Origin of the sequence: Vibrio sp. Isolate30, from assembly GCF_022397975.1 — a bacterium.
Lineage (GTDB): Bacteria > Pseudomonadota > Gammaproteobacteria > Enterobacterales > Vibrionaceae > Vibrio > Vibrio fortis.
In genome coordinates this window covers 84382-100229 of the sequence record NZ_JAKEUS010000004.1, presented here as the reverse complement: position 1 = coordinate 100229, position 15848 = coordinate 84382, and the positions used below count along the sequence as shown (strand labels likewise).

Annotated in this window: 13 protein-coding genes and 1 tRNA gene; 3 read left to right on the top strand and 11 right to left on the bottom strand. The window is 45.6% G+C overall.

Features of this window, described 5'->3' with window-relative positions:
- Positions 1–257 precede the first annotated feature (257 nt).
- Positions 258–1469, bottom strand: coding sequence for a beta-ketoacyl-ACP synthase I (gene fabB, locus L1D60_RS12635; protein ID WP_032551898.1), 1212 nt, complete (start codon positions 1467–1469; stop codon positions 258–260).
- Positions 1470–1525: 56 nt separating this feature from the next.
- Here fabB and mnmC point away from each other — a divergent pair, with 56 nt between their 5' ends.
- Entirely contained in the window at positions 1526–3676 is a 2151-nt protein-coding gene (gene mnmC / locus L1D60_RS12630) for a bifunctional tRNA (5-methylaminomethyl-2-thiouridine)(34)-methyltransferase MnmD/FAD-dependent 5-carboxymethylaminomethyl-2-thiouridine(34) oxidoreductase MnmC (protein WP_239841359.1), read from the top strand.
- Positions 3677–3736: 60 nt separating this feature from the next.
- On the opposite strand, the gene L1D60_RS12625 is transcribed toward mnmC, so the two are convergent.
- The 3 genes from L1D60_RS12625 to L1D60_RS12615 all read right to left on the bottom strand — a co-directional run bounded on the left by L1D60_RS12625 (position 3737) and on the right by L1D60_RS12615 (position 5227).
- Positions 3737–4258 carry an NADPH-dependent FMN reductase gene (locus L1D60_RS12625; protein WP_032551896.1) on the bottom strand — a complete coding sequence of 174 codons (522 nt, stop codon included), beginning with the start codon at positions 4256–4258 and terminating at the stop codon, positions 3737–3739.
- 165 nt (positions 4259–4423) lie between these two features.
- Positions 4424–4687 carry a YfcL family protein gene (locus L1D60_RS12620; RefSeq protein WP_032551895.1) on the bottom strand — a complete coding sequence of 88 codons (264 nt, stop codon included), beginning with the start codon at positions 4685–4687 and terminating at the stop codon, positions 4424–4426.
- 9 nt (positions 4688–4696) lie between these two features.
- Entirely contained in the window at positions 4697–5227 is a 531-nt protein-coding gene (locus L1D60_RS12615; RefSeq protein WP_239841358.1) for an elongation factor P hydroxylase, read from the bottom strand.
- Between the two features lie 298 nt (positions 5228–5525).
- Here L1D60_RS12615 and L1D60_RS12610 point away from each other — a divergent pair, with 298 nt between their 5' ends.
- Complete coding sequence (locus L1D60_RS12610) at positions 5526–6149, top strand: trimeric intracellular cation channel family protein (protein WP_239841357.1); 624 nt, start codon at positions 5526–5528, stop codon at positions 6147–6149.
- Positions 6150–6243: 94 nt separating this feature from the next.
- Here L1D60_RS12610 and aroC read toward each other — a convergent pair whose 3' ends face one another.
- The 5 genes from aroC to L1D60_RS12585 form a co-directional block, all read right to left on the bottom strand.
- Positions 6244–7329, bottom strand: coding sequence for a chorismate synthase (aroC, locus tag L1D60_RS12605; protein WP_032551893.1), 1086 nt, complete (start codon positions 7327–7329; stop codon positions 6244–6246).
- Between the two features lie 206 nt (positions 7330–7535).
- A complete protein-coding gene (locus L1D60_RS12600) occupies positions 7536–9734 on the bottom strand; it encodes a putative Ig domain-containing protein (RefSeq protein WP_239841356.1) in 2199 nt (732 codons plus the stop codon).
- A 179-nt stretch (positions 9735–9913) separates the two neighbouring features.
- The gene (locus L1D60_RS12595) at positions 9914–10507 is read right to left on the bottom strand and encodes an ECF-type sigma factor (protein WP_239841355.1); all 594 of its coding nucleotides are present in this window, start codon (positions 10505–10507) and stop codon (positions 9914–9916) included.
- Positions 10508–10513: 6 nt separating this feature from the next.
- Positions 10514–11929: a serine/threonine-protein kinase gene (locus L1D60_RS12590; protein ID WP_239841354.1), complete on the bottom strand. Its 1416-nt coding sequence runs from the start codon at positions 11927–11929 to the stop codon at positions 10514–10516.
- A gap of 227 nt (positions 11930–12156) precedes the next feature.
- Positions 12157–12233: transfer RNA gene (locus L1D60_RS12585), tRNA-Arg, on the bottom strand.
- Positions 12234–12443: 210 nt separating this feature from the next.
- Between L1D60_RS12585 and folD the strand changes: the two genes are divergently transcribed.
- Entirely contained in the window at positions 12444–13304 is an 861-nt protein-coding gene (gene folD / locus L1D60_RS12580) for a bifunctional methylenetetrahydrofolate dehydrogenase/methenyltetrahydrofolate cyclohydrolase FolD (RefSeq protein ID WP_032551891.1), read from the top strand.
- A 105-nt stretch (positions 13305–13409) separates the two neighbouring features.
- On the opposite strand, the gene L1D60_RS12575 is transcribed toward folD, so the two are convergent.
- Both L1D60_RS12575 and L1D60_RS12570 read right to left on the bottom strand, forming a co-directional pair.
- Positions 13410–14609, bottom strand: coding sequence for a NupC/NupG family nucleoside CNT transporter (locus L1D60_RS12575; protein WP_239841353.1), 1200 nt, complete (start codon positions 14607–14609; stop codon positions 13410–13412).
- 206 nt (positions 14610–14815) lie between these two features.
- Positions 14816–15736 carry a LysR family transcriptional regulator gene (locus L1D60_RS12570; protein ID WP_239841513.1) on the bottom strand — a complete coding sequence of 307 codons (921 nt, stop codon included), beginning with the start codon at positions 15734–15736 and terminating at the stop codon, positions 14816–14818.
- Positions 15737–15848 lie beyond the last annotated feature (112 nt).

Sequence of the window (15848 nt, the reverse complement as noted above, 5' to 3'; positions counted from 1 at the left end):
CGAGGGCAAATAGACAAACGACCTTAGCTCGCAACATTTCGGACGCTATAAAAAGAAAAATGCCCGATTGAATAAACAATCGGGCAAATACCCAGAACAAAAGGATCCTGTCTCGCTCTCCAGGAGACAGAGTCTGCGTCTGTTCGATCAGTGACTAACCAAAGCCAGTACTGATCAAGCTCTGGAAACCTATAAATCTAATAATCTATACGCCTGTCGTCAGACTTATTCTGTTTATTGGTGATGAAAGTAACGACTTAGTCTTGGTACTTTTTGATCACTAGTGTTGCGTTAGTACCGCCGAAGCCAAAGCTGTTCGACATTACTGTTGTTAGCTCTTGCTCGCGAGCTTCAGTTACGATGTCTAGACCCGCTGCTGCTTCGTCTAGATTTGCAACGTTGATGCTTGGCGCAATGAAACCATTGTCTAGCATTAGCGTTGAGTATATCGCTTCGTGTACACCAGCAGCACCTAGAGCGTGACCTGTCATCGCTTTAGTTGCAGAGATAGCTGGGCTGTTGCCACCGAAGACTTCTTGGATAGCACCAAGCTCTTTAACGTCACCAACTGGCGTAGAAGTACCGTGAGTGTTCACGTAATCAACACCTTCAACGTTTTGCATTGCCATCTTCATACAGCGAACTGCGCCTTCACCAGACGGAGCTACCATGTCGTAACCGTCAGATGTTGCACCGTAGCCTACGATCTCACCGTAGATTTTCGCGCCACGTGCTTTAGCGTGCTCAAGCTCTTCGATAACTAGCATGCCGCCACCACCAGAGATTACGAAACCGTCACGGTCTGCATCGTAAGTACGAGATGCTTGCTCTGGAGTATCGTTGTATTTAGTAGATAGTGCGCCCATCGCGTCGAACATCATAGTCAGAGACCAATCTAGTTCTTCACCGCCACCAGCGAATACTACGTCTTGTTTACCCAGTTGGATAAGTTCCATTGCGTGACCAATACAGTGTGCAGATGTCGCACACGCAGAGCTCATTGAGTAGTTCACACCACGGATTTTGAAAGGAGTCGCTAGACAAGCAGAAACCGTTGACGCCATTGTACGTGGAACCATGTATGGACCAACACGCTTAACGCCTTTTTCACGCAGGATATCAACCGCGTTTACTTGGTTTAGAGATGAAGCACCACCAGAACCTGCAACAATACCTGTGCGGTCGTTTGATACTTGCTCTTCTGTCAGGCCAGAGTCTGCGATTGCTTGCTCCATTGAAAGGTATGCAAATGCCGCTGCATCACCCATAAAGCGCATTTTTTTGCGATCAATATGGTCAGCTGGGTTCATTTTTAGGTTACCCCAAACTTGAGAGCGAAGGCCTTGTTCCTTAAATTGCTCTGAAGCGGTAATACCTGATTTACCCGCTTTTAATGATGCTAAAACTTCTTCGACGTTGTTACCGATACTTGAAACAATACCCATACCGGTGATTACGACTCGTTTCATGTGACATTCCTATAATTCAAAATTCAGCTAGATAATAACTAAGAAGGCCAACAAAAGTGGTCAGCTTTCCTAGAAATTCGTACAATCCATCCCAACATATCGCTTCAAATCACAAAATGATAGGTTTTATGACTTCAATTACTAATGCAGAACTGGATTGGAACGAGTCTGGTACGCCAGTTTCCGACCAATTCGACGACGTTTACTTCTCAAACGTGAACGGTTTAGAAGAGACTCGTTACGTGTTCTTAAAACAAAACCACCTTCCTGAGCGCTGGCTAGAACACGAACAACGCCGCTTTGTAATTGCAGAAACGGGCTTCGGAACAGGCCTGAACTTCCTTGCTGTCTGGCAGTGGTTTGATGCGTTTCTAAAAGATAACCCACAAGCTGTGACCAAAGAGTTACATTTCATCAGTTTTGAGAAGTATCCATTAAATAAAGACGATCTCATCAAAGCGCATGAAGCTTGGCCAGAGCTTGCAGAGTATGCTACTCAACTTCAACAGCACTACCCGATTGCACTGCCCGAGTGTCACCGTATTGTGTTAGGTGATGGCAAAATCACGCTCGATTTATGGTTTGGTGATATCAAAGACTGTATGCCACTTGTCCCTACCCCAGAGCAAGGGCTGGTTGATGCTTGGTTCCTTGACGGTTTTGCACCAAGCAAAAACCCAGAAATGTGGAACCAGAACCTTTTCAACGGCATGGCTAAACTGGCGAAACAAGATTGTAGCTGCGCGACCTTTACTGCGGCGGGCTTTGTTCGCCGCGGCCTGATTGAAGCTGGCTTTGAGATGAAAAAGGTCAAAGGCTTTGGAACTAAGCGTGAAATGATCGCGGGCCGTCTCAATGAAAAGCAAGGTCACTCCAATATCAAGCCCTGGTTTGGTTTAGCGCCTCTTAGTGAAACAGAAGATATTGCTATCATTGGTGGTGGTGTGGCGAGCGCGGCATTGGCCAAAACGCTTACCCGTCGCCATAAACAAGTGTCACTCTACTGTGAACATGCACAACCAGCAGAAAATGCCTCTGGTAATAACCAAGGTGCGATCTATCCCCTGCTGAGTGAAACCCGCTCAAACGTATCGCGTGTGTTTGGTCCAGGTTTACTTTATGCCCGCCAATTCATTGAGCAAGCGTCTCAATCGGTCGAGTTTGATCACGACTGGTGTGGTGTAAATATTCTAATGTGGGATGAAGGCTCGACCAAAAAGCTCAACCGTATGCTTGAAGGCAACTTCCATACGGATTTGATTCAGCGCCTGTCTCCAGAGCAAGCGAACGAAAAGATAGGTTTACCTGTCGACAAAGAGAGCGTCTATTTCCCTCTTGGTGGCTGGCTAAGCCCGCGTCAACTGACTCAAGGCTTGGTTTCTCAACTTGAGGCGAGTGGTTTGCTGCAAGCCCACTACCAACATCAAGTGACCAATCTAGAATGGATTGATGCTGACCAGAAATGGAAGCTCACCATCGACACCCCGCAGGGTGAAATCACTAAATTACATAGCCAAGTGGTGGTTGCAAACGGACATAAGTTTACTCAGTTTGAACAAACCGCTCCGGTACCCCTGACTCCGGTGAAAGGCCAAGTAAGTCATATTCCTACGACTGAGAATCTGAGTAAGCTTAAAACGGTGCTGTGCTTTGATGGCTACATGACACCGCAAAACCCGAACAATGGTCACCACTGTATTGGGGCAAACTACGACAAGAGTAATATCGATCAAGACTTTGATTCTGAGGTTCAAAAGCACAATGGTGAGCGCCTACATGGCTCGCTGCCAGACCAAGCATGGACTCAAGATGTCGACACCACTGGCAATCTATCACGCCAAGGCATCCGCAGTGTTAGCCGTGATCACTTGCCATTTGTTGGTAGTGTCGGCAATTTCGAAGCAATTAAAGTGCAGTATCAAAACCTGCATAACTTTAACCCGCAGCGTGACCAAGCTAGCAGCATAGAAACCGTAGCCAGCTACCCTAACCTCTACTGCTTTATTGGCTTAGGTTCGCGCGGATTAAGCTCAGCACCGTTACTCGCTGAAGTGTTAGCATCGCAGATCTGTGGCGACCCAATGCCATTACCTGTTGATGTATTGGAAGCGATTCACCCTAGCCGCATGTGGGTAAGAAGGCTGCGTAAAGGCAAAGCGCTCACCGCTGGTTGGGTGGCGGACAAACAAGCCGGACGTAATCAGTAAAACCAAAAAGCCCAAGCTTAGTTAAAAGCTTGGGCTTTTTTAATTTCTGGTAAGTATGACTTACAGTTTGGCTACCGCATCTTTAATTTGAGCTGCGATCTCTTCATTGCTGATCGAACCCGCCTCAAAATCGAAGTTATCGTAGAAGCTTGGTACAGACACCGACGCTTTTACATTGCCGCCGAAATAAGGTGCCGAACCCGTTGCCGCGCCTAGCACATTCTGTGCACCACCAGGGCCTGGAGACGTCGCTAGGTATACCGCAGGTTTCTCGCCATACACCGAGCGTTCAATTCGTGTCGCCCAGTCAAATAGGTTTTTGAATGCTGCTGGGTGATGACCGTTGTGCTCAGCGAAAGAGATAACAAAAGCGTCGGCTTCCGCTAAGTCGCGTAAAAATGCTTGAGCACCTTCCGCTTGCCCAATCTCTTTTTCTTTATCTTCACTGAACATTGGAACTTGGTAATCGTTAATGTCTAAGATTTTTACTTCAGCTCCTTCAATCAAGTTAGCCGCGTAAGTTGCTAGAGCTTTATTGATAGAAGTAGAGCTGGTGCTTGCGCCAAATGCGATAACTTTCATGATGATGTCCTTTCGTTTATCTCGGTAAGTGGTAATAGATTAACCTAAGCACGAAATGGAACAATCACAAGATTTGTACAGACTCATTCAAATTTTTCGAACAAGCAGAAAGGAAGAACGGCGCACCACAAGGAGGGCTAAATCAGCGCGCCATTTATGAAGAAGTTAAGCGAGGTTTTGTAGTTCAACCCATAGGTCGTTAACGATAGTACGGTCTGCTGGAGTCAGTTCTGCACGAGCGTCTTCTAGGCTCTTTTCGATGCGAACTTTTACTTCAGCAATATCTTCGATGCCTTCTTCTTCACACGCTGCAACAGACAGTGAAATATGACCACGCAGATAGCCACCCGCAAACAGCTCATCATCAGAGGCATTCTCAATACGAGCATCAATTACTTCAAGTAGCTTTTCTTCAAATTCGATAATCATAGTCTTCTCTTATTTCACAATAAATTGGTTCGCCGTCAATGGAGCAATGTCATAGAAGTCTCGCAACGCTTCTGACAGCATTTTTACGCGAGGTGGCAAACCCACTTCTAAAATACCCATAACTTCGTTGTGCACCTTTTGCATAAAGGCCAAACGATCTGGCTCAAAATCGCCGTGTAGATTGTCACAGCTGACGTTAAAAGGAAAGCCTGCACTCAATGCTAAGATCCATTCGTATGCTTGAGGTCGAATTTCTACCTTCTCAAACTCCGCTTGCACAGCCTCAGTGCGACCATCCGGCTCATACCAATAGCCAAAGTCTTCCAATAGGCGACGCTCTGGGCCAGCCACACACCAGTGGGCAATCTCATGCAACGCTGACGCATAAAACCCACGCGCAAAGATAATGCGATGGTGAGCAATTTGCTCATCGGCTGGAAGGTAAATCGGCTCATCTTCACCCAACTCTAGCTTGGTATTGAAGCTCTCATAAAAAGTCTGGTTAAAGATGTTGATGATATCTGGGTATTGATGCGTCATAAGATAAAAAATAAGTAAGAACAACGAGGGCATTTTGCGTTTTTTTGACTACTTGGTAAAGCCCTATTCCGCGCAATGTCATTAAGACAATCATCTCTGAAGGCTATGATAATCGATTGCCCACTCCAGATTAACCTACCTTAGGTTATATGATTAGTTTAGCTAATCTGAAAACCTCATTCGCGGTACAAATATTCATTCGTAAAATGTGACTTTTCGCACTAAACTCGCGCTTCTTTTTTATATCGCACGGCTCATAAATCACGATTTTATAGACCGAAATTATAGAGTTACAGCAATGCTACTAAGTGTTTTATATATCATTGGTATCACGGCAGAAGCCATGACCGGCGCACTCTGCGCAGGTAAACAAAAAATGGATTGGTTTGGTGTAATGTTGGTTGCAAGCGCAACCGCAATTGGTGGTGGCACCGTTCGAGATATCTTACTCGGTCACTACCCGCTGGGTTGGGTTGAAAATCCTCAGTTTCTGGCCATTACGTGCATTGCGGGCGTCGTTACTACTGGTCTAGCAAAGTGGGTTATTAAGCTCAAAGGCTTGTTTATCCGCTTAGATGCACTTGGCTTGATTGTATTTAGTATTATCGGTACTAAAGTGGCGATGAACATGGGTCTGCACCCAATGATCTGTATGGTGTCGGCACTCGTCACAGGTGTCTTTGGTGGCCTACTGCGTGACCTTATTTGTCGCCAAACGCCGCTCGTGCTGCATGAAGAGCTTTATGCTTCTATTGCACTGATTGCTTCAGGTCTCTACCTCGCATTACTAGAGTTTGGCATTAACGATGTCACTGCAACTATTACGACCCTAATTGTAGGTTACCTGTTGCGAATGGCAGCGGTGCGCTTTAAGTGGCGTCTGCCGTCATTCCACTTAGACCCTGAAAGCTCTGTGCACTAATTAGCGCATATTAACCAGATACCAAAAAGGGTTGCTCCACTAGGAAGCAACCCTTTTTTAATCAACGTCTTTTAGGACGAGATACACTCAATCGTTAGATTTGAGGCGTATTTGTTGTCACGCCGTGGTTTTGTCCACGATGACGTAATAAGTGATCCAGCAGAACAATCGCTAGCATCGCTTCTGCGATTGGCACAGCACGAATACCAACGCATGGATCATGACGACCTTTGGTAATCAGTTGTGTAGGCTCGCCATCTTTAGTGATGGTGTCGCCTGGTACTGTGATACTTGAAGTAGGCTTAAGCGCAATGCTTGCTACGATATCTTGACCCGTTGAAATGCCACCCAAGATGCCACCAGCATGGTTACTTGTGAACCCTTCAGGCGTTAGTGGATCACGGTGTTCGCTACCCTTTTGATTAACCACGTCAAAACCATCACCAATCTCGACACCTTTAACCGCATTAATGCTCATTAGTGCATGTGCGATATCCGCATCTAGACGATCAAAAATTGGCTCACCAAGACCAACTGGAACTTGCTTCGCAACGACTTGGATCTTTGCACCTATGGAGTTGCCTTCTTTCAACAGATCACGAATCATCTGGTCGAACTCTGGCACTTTGTCTGCATCAGGGCAGAAGAATGCATTGTTCTCAATCTCGTTCCAATCAACTTTCTCGATAGCGATATCGCCCATCTGTGAAAGGTATGCTTGAATCTCGACACCGAACTCTTGCTTTAAGTATTTCTTCGCAATCGCACCCGCCGCTACACGCATTGCTGTTTCACGAGCTGAAGAACGACCACCACCTCGGTAATCACGTACACCGTATTTCTGATGGTATGTGTAATCTGCGTGACCTGGACGGAATTTGTCTTTAATTTCTGAATAGTCTTTAGAGCGTTGGTCTGTATTTTCAATCAGTAGACCAATAGATGTACCCGTAGTTTGACCTTCAAAAACGCCAGATAAGATCTTCACTGCATCTGCTTCACGACGAGCTGTTGTATAGCGAGAAGTACCCGGACGACGACGGTCCAGATCTTTCTGCAGATCTTCTTCGGTAATTTGTAATCCTGGTGGGCACCCGTCTACGATACATCCTAGTGCGATACCGTGACTCTCTCCGAATGTAGTCACTCGAAAGTGTTGTCCGATACTGTTTCCTGCCATTGCTTCCTCTGAATTAGCAGCTAGTGAGGCGGTTTGAATAAGTAAACCTTCTTCCTAGCGGCTTTACTTGTCTATTCTTCGTGGATTCATAGTGGCTTTATTACTAAATGATGTAAACCCCCAATAGAGAACAATTGTCAGTTTATCGAAAAATAAAAAAGGAAGCCTATCGCTAGGCTTCCTTTCATGTGTATCAATAATGATTATTACTTGATACCTTCCCAAGTCATGTTGAACTTAATCTCTTCTAGGTGCTCAAGCTCGTCAAACTTCATAATACCAATGAAGCTGTATACCTCGCCAACAGCAAGCTCTTGATAAATATCGAAGTCGATACCAACGTAGTTCACCCCATTTTCTTGGTTGTCATAACACTCAAACCCATATCCCCCACCAGAGTGAGACTGGAACGGCTTACCGTCTACATCGTAACCACTAATGAAGAATGTCTCGTAGAACTCCCCAACATCGCTACACGTGATGTCTTTCCCTGGAATATCGAAGAACAGGTTTGCATCATAATTTCCTTGATCTTGCGGGTGAGGAAGCCCCATCGACATTGAGACATACCCTAGCTCATACAGGCCTTCTTGCTCGCCCGGAAGATACATAGCGAAGTCATTGTCACCATCTTCCATGTCTGAATCTAGCGTGATACGAGCCTCAACATCACTCTTGTTCACATACCAAGCCAATCTTTGATGCTCGTCTTCATCATCCATGAATGACATCAACACCATTTTAGCACCTTGACCTAAGTCATCAGCATCTTGAGCAATTTTCAACTGAATCGTTTCAGACACTAAACCATCTTCTTCATCTTCCCAGCTCATGCTCCACTCAATCACATCATCTTTCACGACGTAAGAGCTCGATGTTTCCAGCTGATCAGCTTCTCCACAAGATTGCAGGTTATCTAAACCACGTTGATTGAAGTAAACCTTGCCTTCACTAAAGCGTACTGAATCACACCAAACACGTGTTGCTTCATTAACACCGCTATCGCTGCCATCATCTGAACCCCACTCTAGGAAGTGCCATGTGTGGTTTTCTAATGGGTGGCCATCCACTGGCGGTAGTGGCGCTTCTTCAATAATCGGGAAGCTCAGAGTTGCCGCGACCCATTCACTGTTAACGCCATCGTTAACTGAGACAGTCAGAGTTTCAGCACCTGCCGCCGCTGGACGTGGGATAAGACCGGTAAAACTCACCGTACCCTCGTCGTTCACTAAGGCATTAAAACCAGTGCGTGCAGCAACTGACAGGGTCGTTTCGACTTTGTATTCTAAGTCATCACCATCTTTATCCGTGAACAACGCACTCACATCTAATGTATCCGTCAGCGACTCGCCTTCTGTCAGCATCCATGTATTCATGGTCGACTGCAGATTTGCAAGCTCACCCTCATCAACAACAGGAGGCTGGTTGTCCGTTAACACGGTAACTTCAAACGTCAGTGGGTATGAACGAGCATCATGAGTATCGGTCGCAAAGATATGGTAAACAAAGCTACCTGCATTTTCTGGCTCACCAGTGATCAAGCCCGTTACCGAATCGATAGACAGACCATTATTGCCGTCACCATCAACGACAACCATCGTGAAGGTCATGTCATCACCTTCAGCATCTTTGAATTTGTCGCTCACATTGTTTGGACGCCATGCTTCTCCCAGAATCAATTCAACGGGTTCAGTGGTGCCGACAACTTTTGGTCGGGTGTTTGGCGTCACAATGATATCGCCACCACCCGGTGGAATATCGATGATCGGTGAGTAGTCATCCAGCGTTTGGTCATCGGCATCAATGATCTCTTGTGTTGCCTCCGCCATCGCCTGTGTCAATTTAAGCTTAGTTTCGATATCTTGGTCGGAATGATCCACCAACACTTCGCCAATCAGGTTAAGCGCTTCTGCTTGCTCTGAGGCATCGGCAATGTAGTCACCAAAAATAAGTGCTTGTGACACTTCCAAGCCACCATCACCAGTGATCGCCGCAACCACTTGTTCCTCAGCGTCAGCAACTGTCAACTCTGAGTCTTCTGCCAGAAGCTTGTTCACCATGTTAGTCATTGGGTTGATGATTGTGCCACTGCCCGCATTCACCAAAGTGAAGTCATGTTGTACAAGACCACGATTGCTATCTACCGTTTGGCCAGCAACTGCATCTACACAAACAACAGCGTTTCGATACTCTAAGCTCAGATTTGCCTGACCTTTATTGTCCGTTTTACCCTGAGATAAATCACACACACCATCTTGAGTACTGTCCACCGAGACATTGGCATTCGCTAAGTAGCCATCAATTGCGGTAATTGAAAATGTTGTTGGATTGCTTGAATCACTGTCTGATCCACATCCGACGAGAGCCACTGCAATTGACGCTGCCAGTAAGCCTTGCTTTTTCATTGATATTCCCTTTGTAAGCCTTTTATTGTTTGAGCCATAACTGAATACTGAGAATCAGTGGCCTCAAGTTGGCGTTATTTTTAGGGAGATCCCCCACCCCAAACAAGACACAGGGAACAGAAAAAAATACGTAAATTTTTTTATGAATTTATTAAGAAAATTAGACACTTCACAACTAATCACGCAGCGAGTCTATTGTGAAGCCAACTCCTAGCGAATTTAAGATCCTTTTCCACCAAGCTAGAACTACACTCCAAGAGCTGACAGATTTCGGTATGTCTAAGTCCAATGTAATACTTGAGCTTTAACACGTTAGACTGGCGTGGGTAGTGGTTGGTAAAGTCAATCAAAGACTGCTCTAACGCAATCCTACGGTCTAAAGGTAGACCTTCAATCGATAAAGCCTGCTCAAGGACAAGAGATTGGTCAGGTTGACGCTTGTCAGCCTGTGCCGCCCAAGCTTGGTTGATCAGTATGTGCTGCATCGCTTTGGCGGCCATGAGATAGAAGTCTCGAGTTTTTTCGATGGCTCCTTTATCCAATGCTGCCACCTTCAAATAAGACTCGTGAATTAGAGCTGTGGTATTGGTTGACTCTTTGTCTCTATGTAAACTAACACCGGACTTTTGGCGACGCTGTTGAGCCAACCCTTTTAGCCTATGATAGGCAAAACGAAATATCTGCTCTTCAGATTCCTTACAGCCAACCTGCCACTTTGAAATCAACTCGGTAAGGTGCTCGCCATCGCTGCTGGTGTTTTTAGTTCTTACCATTTCTTATTACCCCACAGATTCATTTGAAGTGACAGCCTCATCGAGCGGGTGAATCTCATCATTTACAACGCCTCCTTCGGGCAGAACAAGTATCGGGTCAACTGGGGTAAGCTCAACCTCATCCGCTGCAATGCTACTCACCACCTGAATTGAAGGTGTAAATTCACTCCGCTGTTCTGCTAAAAAGGAGCGAGATTGAGGGCCCAGCAGCAGCCTGCGTTGATTTTCTCGGTTCTCAATCACCGATTCCCAATTCGTTAAACGGTTGTTTAGAGGATAGACACTGGTCGTGACATCATTGAGCACTGTATCTAGGTTCTGCTTTTGACGATTAAGGTCATAAGTTGCCGTCGACAAAGCCATAGTAATAGCCACCATACTCAACCCCAGAGCCCCGCTGCAAAGGGTAAAAATTGGAGAACGAATCAGAAACTTTTTTAGTACTTCAACACCAACTCTGGACTCCCGACTTAAAGGGAACAAACAGCGAACATTTTCAATATCTTTGGCAAGATCTTTGGCTCTGATATATCGACGTTGAGGATCTGAGTGAGTCGCCAAAGCCACGACTTTTTTGATGTCGCCTCTTGGTCGAGCGCGAAGAACATCCAAATATAAAATCCGCCCCAAGGCATACACGTCAGTTCGGCTATTTATCGTGTCCTTATTTAACTGCTCAGGGCTGGCGTAATTTCGAGTGAGTGCTAACACGCCTTGGGTAGACGTTTTAGGGTCACTGTCTTGTACTTTTTGGGCAATATTGAAATCAATGATTTTCGGTGTTCCATCACGGCAAACCAGTATGTTCTCCGGTTTTAGATCGCCATGAATAATCTGATGTTGATGGGCATAATCGACCGCCAAACAGATATCTCTAAAAAGCACTAATTTCTGCTCAAAACTCAGCGAATGGACGCTCAAATAATGATGTAAATTCATTCCGTCGACGTACTCCATCACTATGTACACTGCGCCATGATAGGTTCCCGCATCGTAGACTTTAGTAATGTTGGAATGACTGACATTAGCAAGGAGCTGAGCTTCTGAAAACAGAACCTTTTGGCCCAATAGCCCTAAGATCTCTGGATGAAAAAACTTGATGGCGTACTGGTGGTGAAACAGAGAATCGCTGCGAGTCGCGTAGTAAACTGAAGCAAATCCACCTCGACCTAACTCATGACCCACTATATAGCGGTCAACAATAAGGCTTTCATAACAGGTGTTTTTTTCGGTGGCTGTCGACAAGTGCGCTTCTAATGCGTCAATCGCAGAGTCGTTATTGGCATGTTTGAGTAGTTCATCAACTCTACCCGCGAGCTTGGGCGAGTTTCGACGAACATTTGCGAGAATGAGTTCGCGTTCGCTGATGTTCTTATCAATCAATTGATAGAAGAGTTGAGTGCTACTGGGGTTAAAGTCCATTTTAAGTGTCAGTTATTATAGCCACTAGTTTTATATCGCAGAACTTTTAACCCTAGCAATTAAGGGGAAATAACTTGATACAGTTTGTAGACTCTTGAAATGAATTCCCTACCGTTCCATCAAGTGGATAAATAACAGAGTGACGAATTGCTAAGGCGTAAATATACTAGAGCCAGAAATGCAAAAAACCCGACAACTCAAAGAGCTATCGGGTTTCTCAGAATAAATGGCACGCCCTGTAGGATTCGAACCTACGACCACATCCTTAGAAGGGACGTGCTCTATCCAGCTGAGCTAAGGGCGCGCTACAGGAAAGAATTATACGAATTCGAATCAGTAAAGCAACGGCTTTATCTAACATTCTGATCTAAGTGAGTAAAAAAAGGGCAAAGACATTATAAGTGTTGAAAATTAGACCAAAGCAAACGTTTGCTTGATGGAAATCAAAAACGTTTTCTGGAATAATGCGCCAAAACATCAGCCACTAACTTGAATATCAATACTAAGGAAATTCATGACTGCTCAAAATATTGATGGAAAGCTAATTTCTCAAACCGTTCGTTCTGAAGTTGCTGCACGTGTAAAAGCACGCACAGAAGCAGGCTTACGAGCTCCGGGCCTAGCGGTAGTTTTAGTGGGTGAAGACCCAGCTTCTCAAGTTTATGTTGGAAGCAAGCGCAAAGCGTGTGAAGAAGTCGGTTTTGTTTCAAAGTCTTTTGACTTACCCGCGACGGCAACCGAAGAAGAGTTACTGACACTTGTTGACCAATTGAATGAAGATCCAGAGATCGATGGCATTCTTGTGCAACTACCTCTTCCAGCAGGTATCGATAGCACACACGTGTTAGAACGTATTACGCCGGAAAAAGACGTTGATGGCTTCCACCCATACAATGTCGGTCGTCTAGCGCAACGTATCCCTAAGCTACGCTCTTGTACGCCAAAAGGCATCATCACTCTGCTTGACCGCTACAACATCGACTTACGTGGTAAACATGCCGTTGTTGTTGGTGCATCAAATATCGTTGGTCGTCCAATGACGCTTGAACTGCTTCTAGCAGGTTGTACTACGACCACCTGTCACCGTTTCACTAAAGATTTAGAAGGTCACGTACGTCAAGCAGACGTTGTTGTGGTTGCCGTAGGTAAACCTAACTTCATTCCAGGCGCATGGATCAAGAAAGGCGCTGTGGTAGTCGATGTTGGTATCAACCGTCTTGAGTCTGGCAAACTGGTTGGCGACGTGGAATATGATGTCGCAAAAGAGAGCGCAAGCTTCATTACGCCAGTTCCAGGTGGTGTTGGCCCAATGACAGTAGCAAGCCTAATCGAGAATACGATGATCGCTTGTGAGCAGTTCCACTCAAATAAATAGTCTTCGTTCCACTTTCTATATCATCCGTAGAGAGACAGAACCATTAGATACATGAAAGCCGCGATTGATATCGCGGCTTTTGTTTTTTGTTGAGATAAATAATGCTTAGAGTGACAGAGCGACACCCGCGATTGACGCACTCATCAAGTTCGCTAGCACGCCTGCGCAAATTGCGCGGAAGCCATACTTTGAAATGAATGAGCGACGCTCAGGTACTAGACTGCCTAAACCACCGATAAGAATCGCCATGGTTGAGATGTTCGCAAAACCACACAGTGCAAAGGTTACGATAGCTTGTGAGTGTTCACTTAGCATATCTTTCGCTTCCATCAATTGGATGAAGGCAACAAACTCATTCACGACAATCTTATTACCGATCAGAGAACCCGCAACTACCGCTTCATTCCATGGCACACCAATCAGCCATGCAACGGGTGCAAACACATAACCTAGGATAAGTTCGAAGCTGAGCTCTACACCGAACCAGCCACCAACAGCACCTAGCATGCCATTCAGCATTGCAATCACACTAACAAAAGCAAGAAGTGTTGCACCCACTGCGACCGCAATACGAAGTCCAGACATAGCCCCATCTGCCATTGCCTCAACGACGTTTGTTGCTCGTGGAATTTCTACATCTGACTCAATACTCTCTTGAGTCTCATTAGCGCTGCCCGGTACCAAGATTTTCGCCATTAATAGACCTGCAGGCGCAGACATGAATGCCGCTGCAATCAGGTAATTCAGGTCTACACCCAGAGACGCATAACCTACCAGCGTACCGCCTGCTACCGACGCCAAGCCACAGGTCATTACCGCAAACAGCTGTGAATCAGTCATGTGCTTTAGATATGGCTTAACCACCAACGGTGCCTCAATCATACCAACAAAGATATTTGCTGTAGCAGACAGAGATTCCGCGCGACCGGTACCTAACAGTTTCTGCAGTGCGCCACCAATTAGGTTGATCACTTTTGGCATGAAACCAATGTGGTATAAACCCGAAATCAGAGCCGAGAAGAAAATGATGATGCCCAGTACGTTAATCGCAAACACAAATCCACTGTTGGTCAAGCCGCCAAATAGAAAGCCAATACCCTCTTGGCCATAGTTGATTAAGCTCGACACTGCACCCGTCACGCCATTAAGAACGTCTTTACCCATAGGTACGTACAGCACCAGCAGTGCAAAAGAAACCTGAAGTAAGAAAGCAAGAGAGACTGTTCTTAGCTGAATATTTTTTCTGTCCGTAGATAGTAACCAAGCGATTACTAGAAGAGTAATGATTCCAATTAGGGATGCCATATGCGTCAAACCTGAAAAGTTGTAGTAGGAAAGGCGACGCATTGTATAGAGGAAACCGTTTGCGGCAAGCGGTGGTTGTTACATGGATGTTGGCATAAAAGGCCGCTAGAGCCCTAAATATCTAACCTATTGAATTAATTAAAAGTTTATTGATTATTTTTAGTACTTTTTCCATATGGAAATTATATTTTCAAAAACAGCGACAGTTAGCGGTGCAATTCAACACAAGTTTTGAGATTTTTATCCCAATAAGTCGGAGAACCAATGTGTTGTTTAAGGAACTCAATCACCGTAGACAGCTTCTTAGGCATATTTTTTCGGCTTGGATAGACAGCAAAAAATGGCATGATCTGGCTCGCTTTCCACTCCGGTAATACTTGGATTAATTGACCACTGCGAAACTCCTCTTTAACGAGGTAAGTCGCTAGATAGGCAACCCCCCAGCCTGCTACTGCCGCGTCTCTTACCGCTTCTGCTAAGTCGACAGAATAATCCCCACTCACAGTAACGCATAGGCTCTCTTGCCCATTGTCGAAAGCCCAAGAGGTATAATCACGTTCACGGCTGCGATAGATTAGACAGTTGTGATCACTCAGATCTGATGGGCAACTCGGTGTGCCTGCTTTGATCAGGTAGTCAGGTGACGCCGCCACCACAAACTGGCTGTCTGCTAGCCGTTGGGCAATGTAGCCTTCAGGTAGCTCTTCATTATTGGTGATCCAAAGATCCAAACGCTCTTCGATCATATCCACTTTATAGTCGAACAGGTGAACCTCAACTTTTAATTGAGGGTAGAGCTGGCGCAGCTGATCGATTGCAGGAATCACATGCAGAGTGCCGAATGACTGTGAAATACCAACGCGCAATTTACCCGAAACATCATCACGCTGGCTCTCCATATCCATTTGTGCCGCTTTTAAGGTGCCAAACAGCTGCTCACAGTGTTGATAAAACACCTCACCTGCTTCGGTTAAGGTTAAGCTGCGCGTCGTTCGCTGCACCAGCTTAATACCAATATTGTCTTCTAATAGAGCGACCTGCTTACTGATGTGCGACACCGATACATTTAAGCTCTTCGCCGCACTGGTGAAGCCACCGTGCTTAATCAAGGCGTGAAAGATCACCATCTGTGCAGCTCTGTCTGTTAACACTCGCTTACCCTCTGTTTGTATGAAAACGTTGTTGACTAAAAAACAAAAGGACTCCGAAGAGTCCCTTTTAAATCTGTTGGCCTACGCC

Bases quoted from the DNA above. Each gene is read 5' to 3' on its own strand.
- fabB (WP_032551898.1), bottom strand. From the start codon at position 1,469: ATGAAACGAGTCGTAATCACCGGTATGGGTATTGTTTCAAGTATCGGT.
- L1D60_RS12625 (WP_032551896.1), bottom strand. From the start codon at position 4,258: ATGAAAGTTATCGCATTTGGCGCAAGCACCAGCTCTACTTCTATCAAT.
- L1D60_RS12620 (WP_032551895.1), bottom strand. From the start codon at position 4,687: ATGATTATCGAATTTGAAGAAAAGCTACTTGAAGTAATTGATGCTCGT.
- L1D60_RS12615 (WP_239841358.1), bottom strand. From the start codon at position 5,227: ATGACGCATCAATACCCAGATATCATCAACATCTTTAACCAGACTTTT.
- L1D60_RS12610 (WP_239841357.1), top strand. From the start codon at position 5,526: ATGCTACTAAGTGTTTTATATATCATTGGTATCACGGCAGAAGCCATG.
- aroC (WP_032551893.1), bottom strand. From the start codon at position 7,329: ATGGCAGGAAACAGTATCGGACAACACTTTCGAGTGACTACATTCGGA.
- L1D60_RS12600 (WP_239841356.1), bottom strand. From the start codon at position 9,734: ATGAAAAAGCAAGGCTTACTGGCAGCGTCAATTGCAGTGGCTCTCGTC.
- L1D60_RS12595 (WP_239841355.1), bottom strand. From the start codon at position 10,507: ATGGTAAGAACTAAAAACACCAGCAGCGATGGCGAGCACCTTACCGAG.
- L1D60_RS12590 (WP_239841354.1), bottom strand. From the start codon at position 11,929: ATGGACTTTAACCCCAGTAGCACTCAACTCTTCTATCAATTGATTGAT.
- folD (WP_032551891.1), top strand. From the start codon at position 12,444: ATGACTGCTCAAAATATTGATGGAAAGCTAATTTCTCAAACCGTTCGT.
- L1D60_RS12575 (WP_239841353.1), bottom strand. From the start codon at position 14,609: ATGGCATCCCTAATTGGAATCATTACTCTTCTAGTAATCGCTTGGTTA.
- L1D60_RS12570 (WP_239841513.1), bottom strand. From the start codon at position 15,736: ATGGTGATCTTTCACGCCTTGATTAAGCACGGTGGCTTCACCAGTGCG.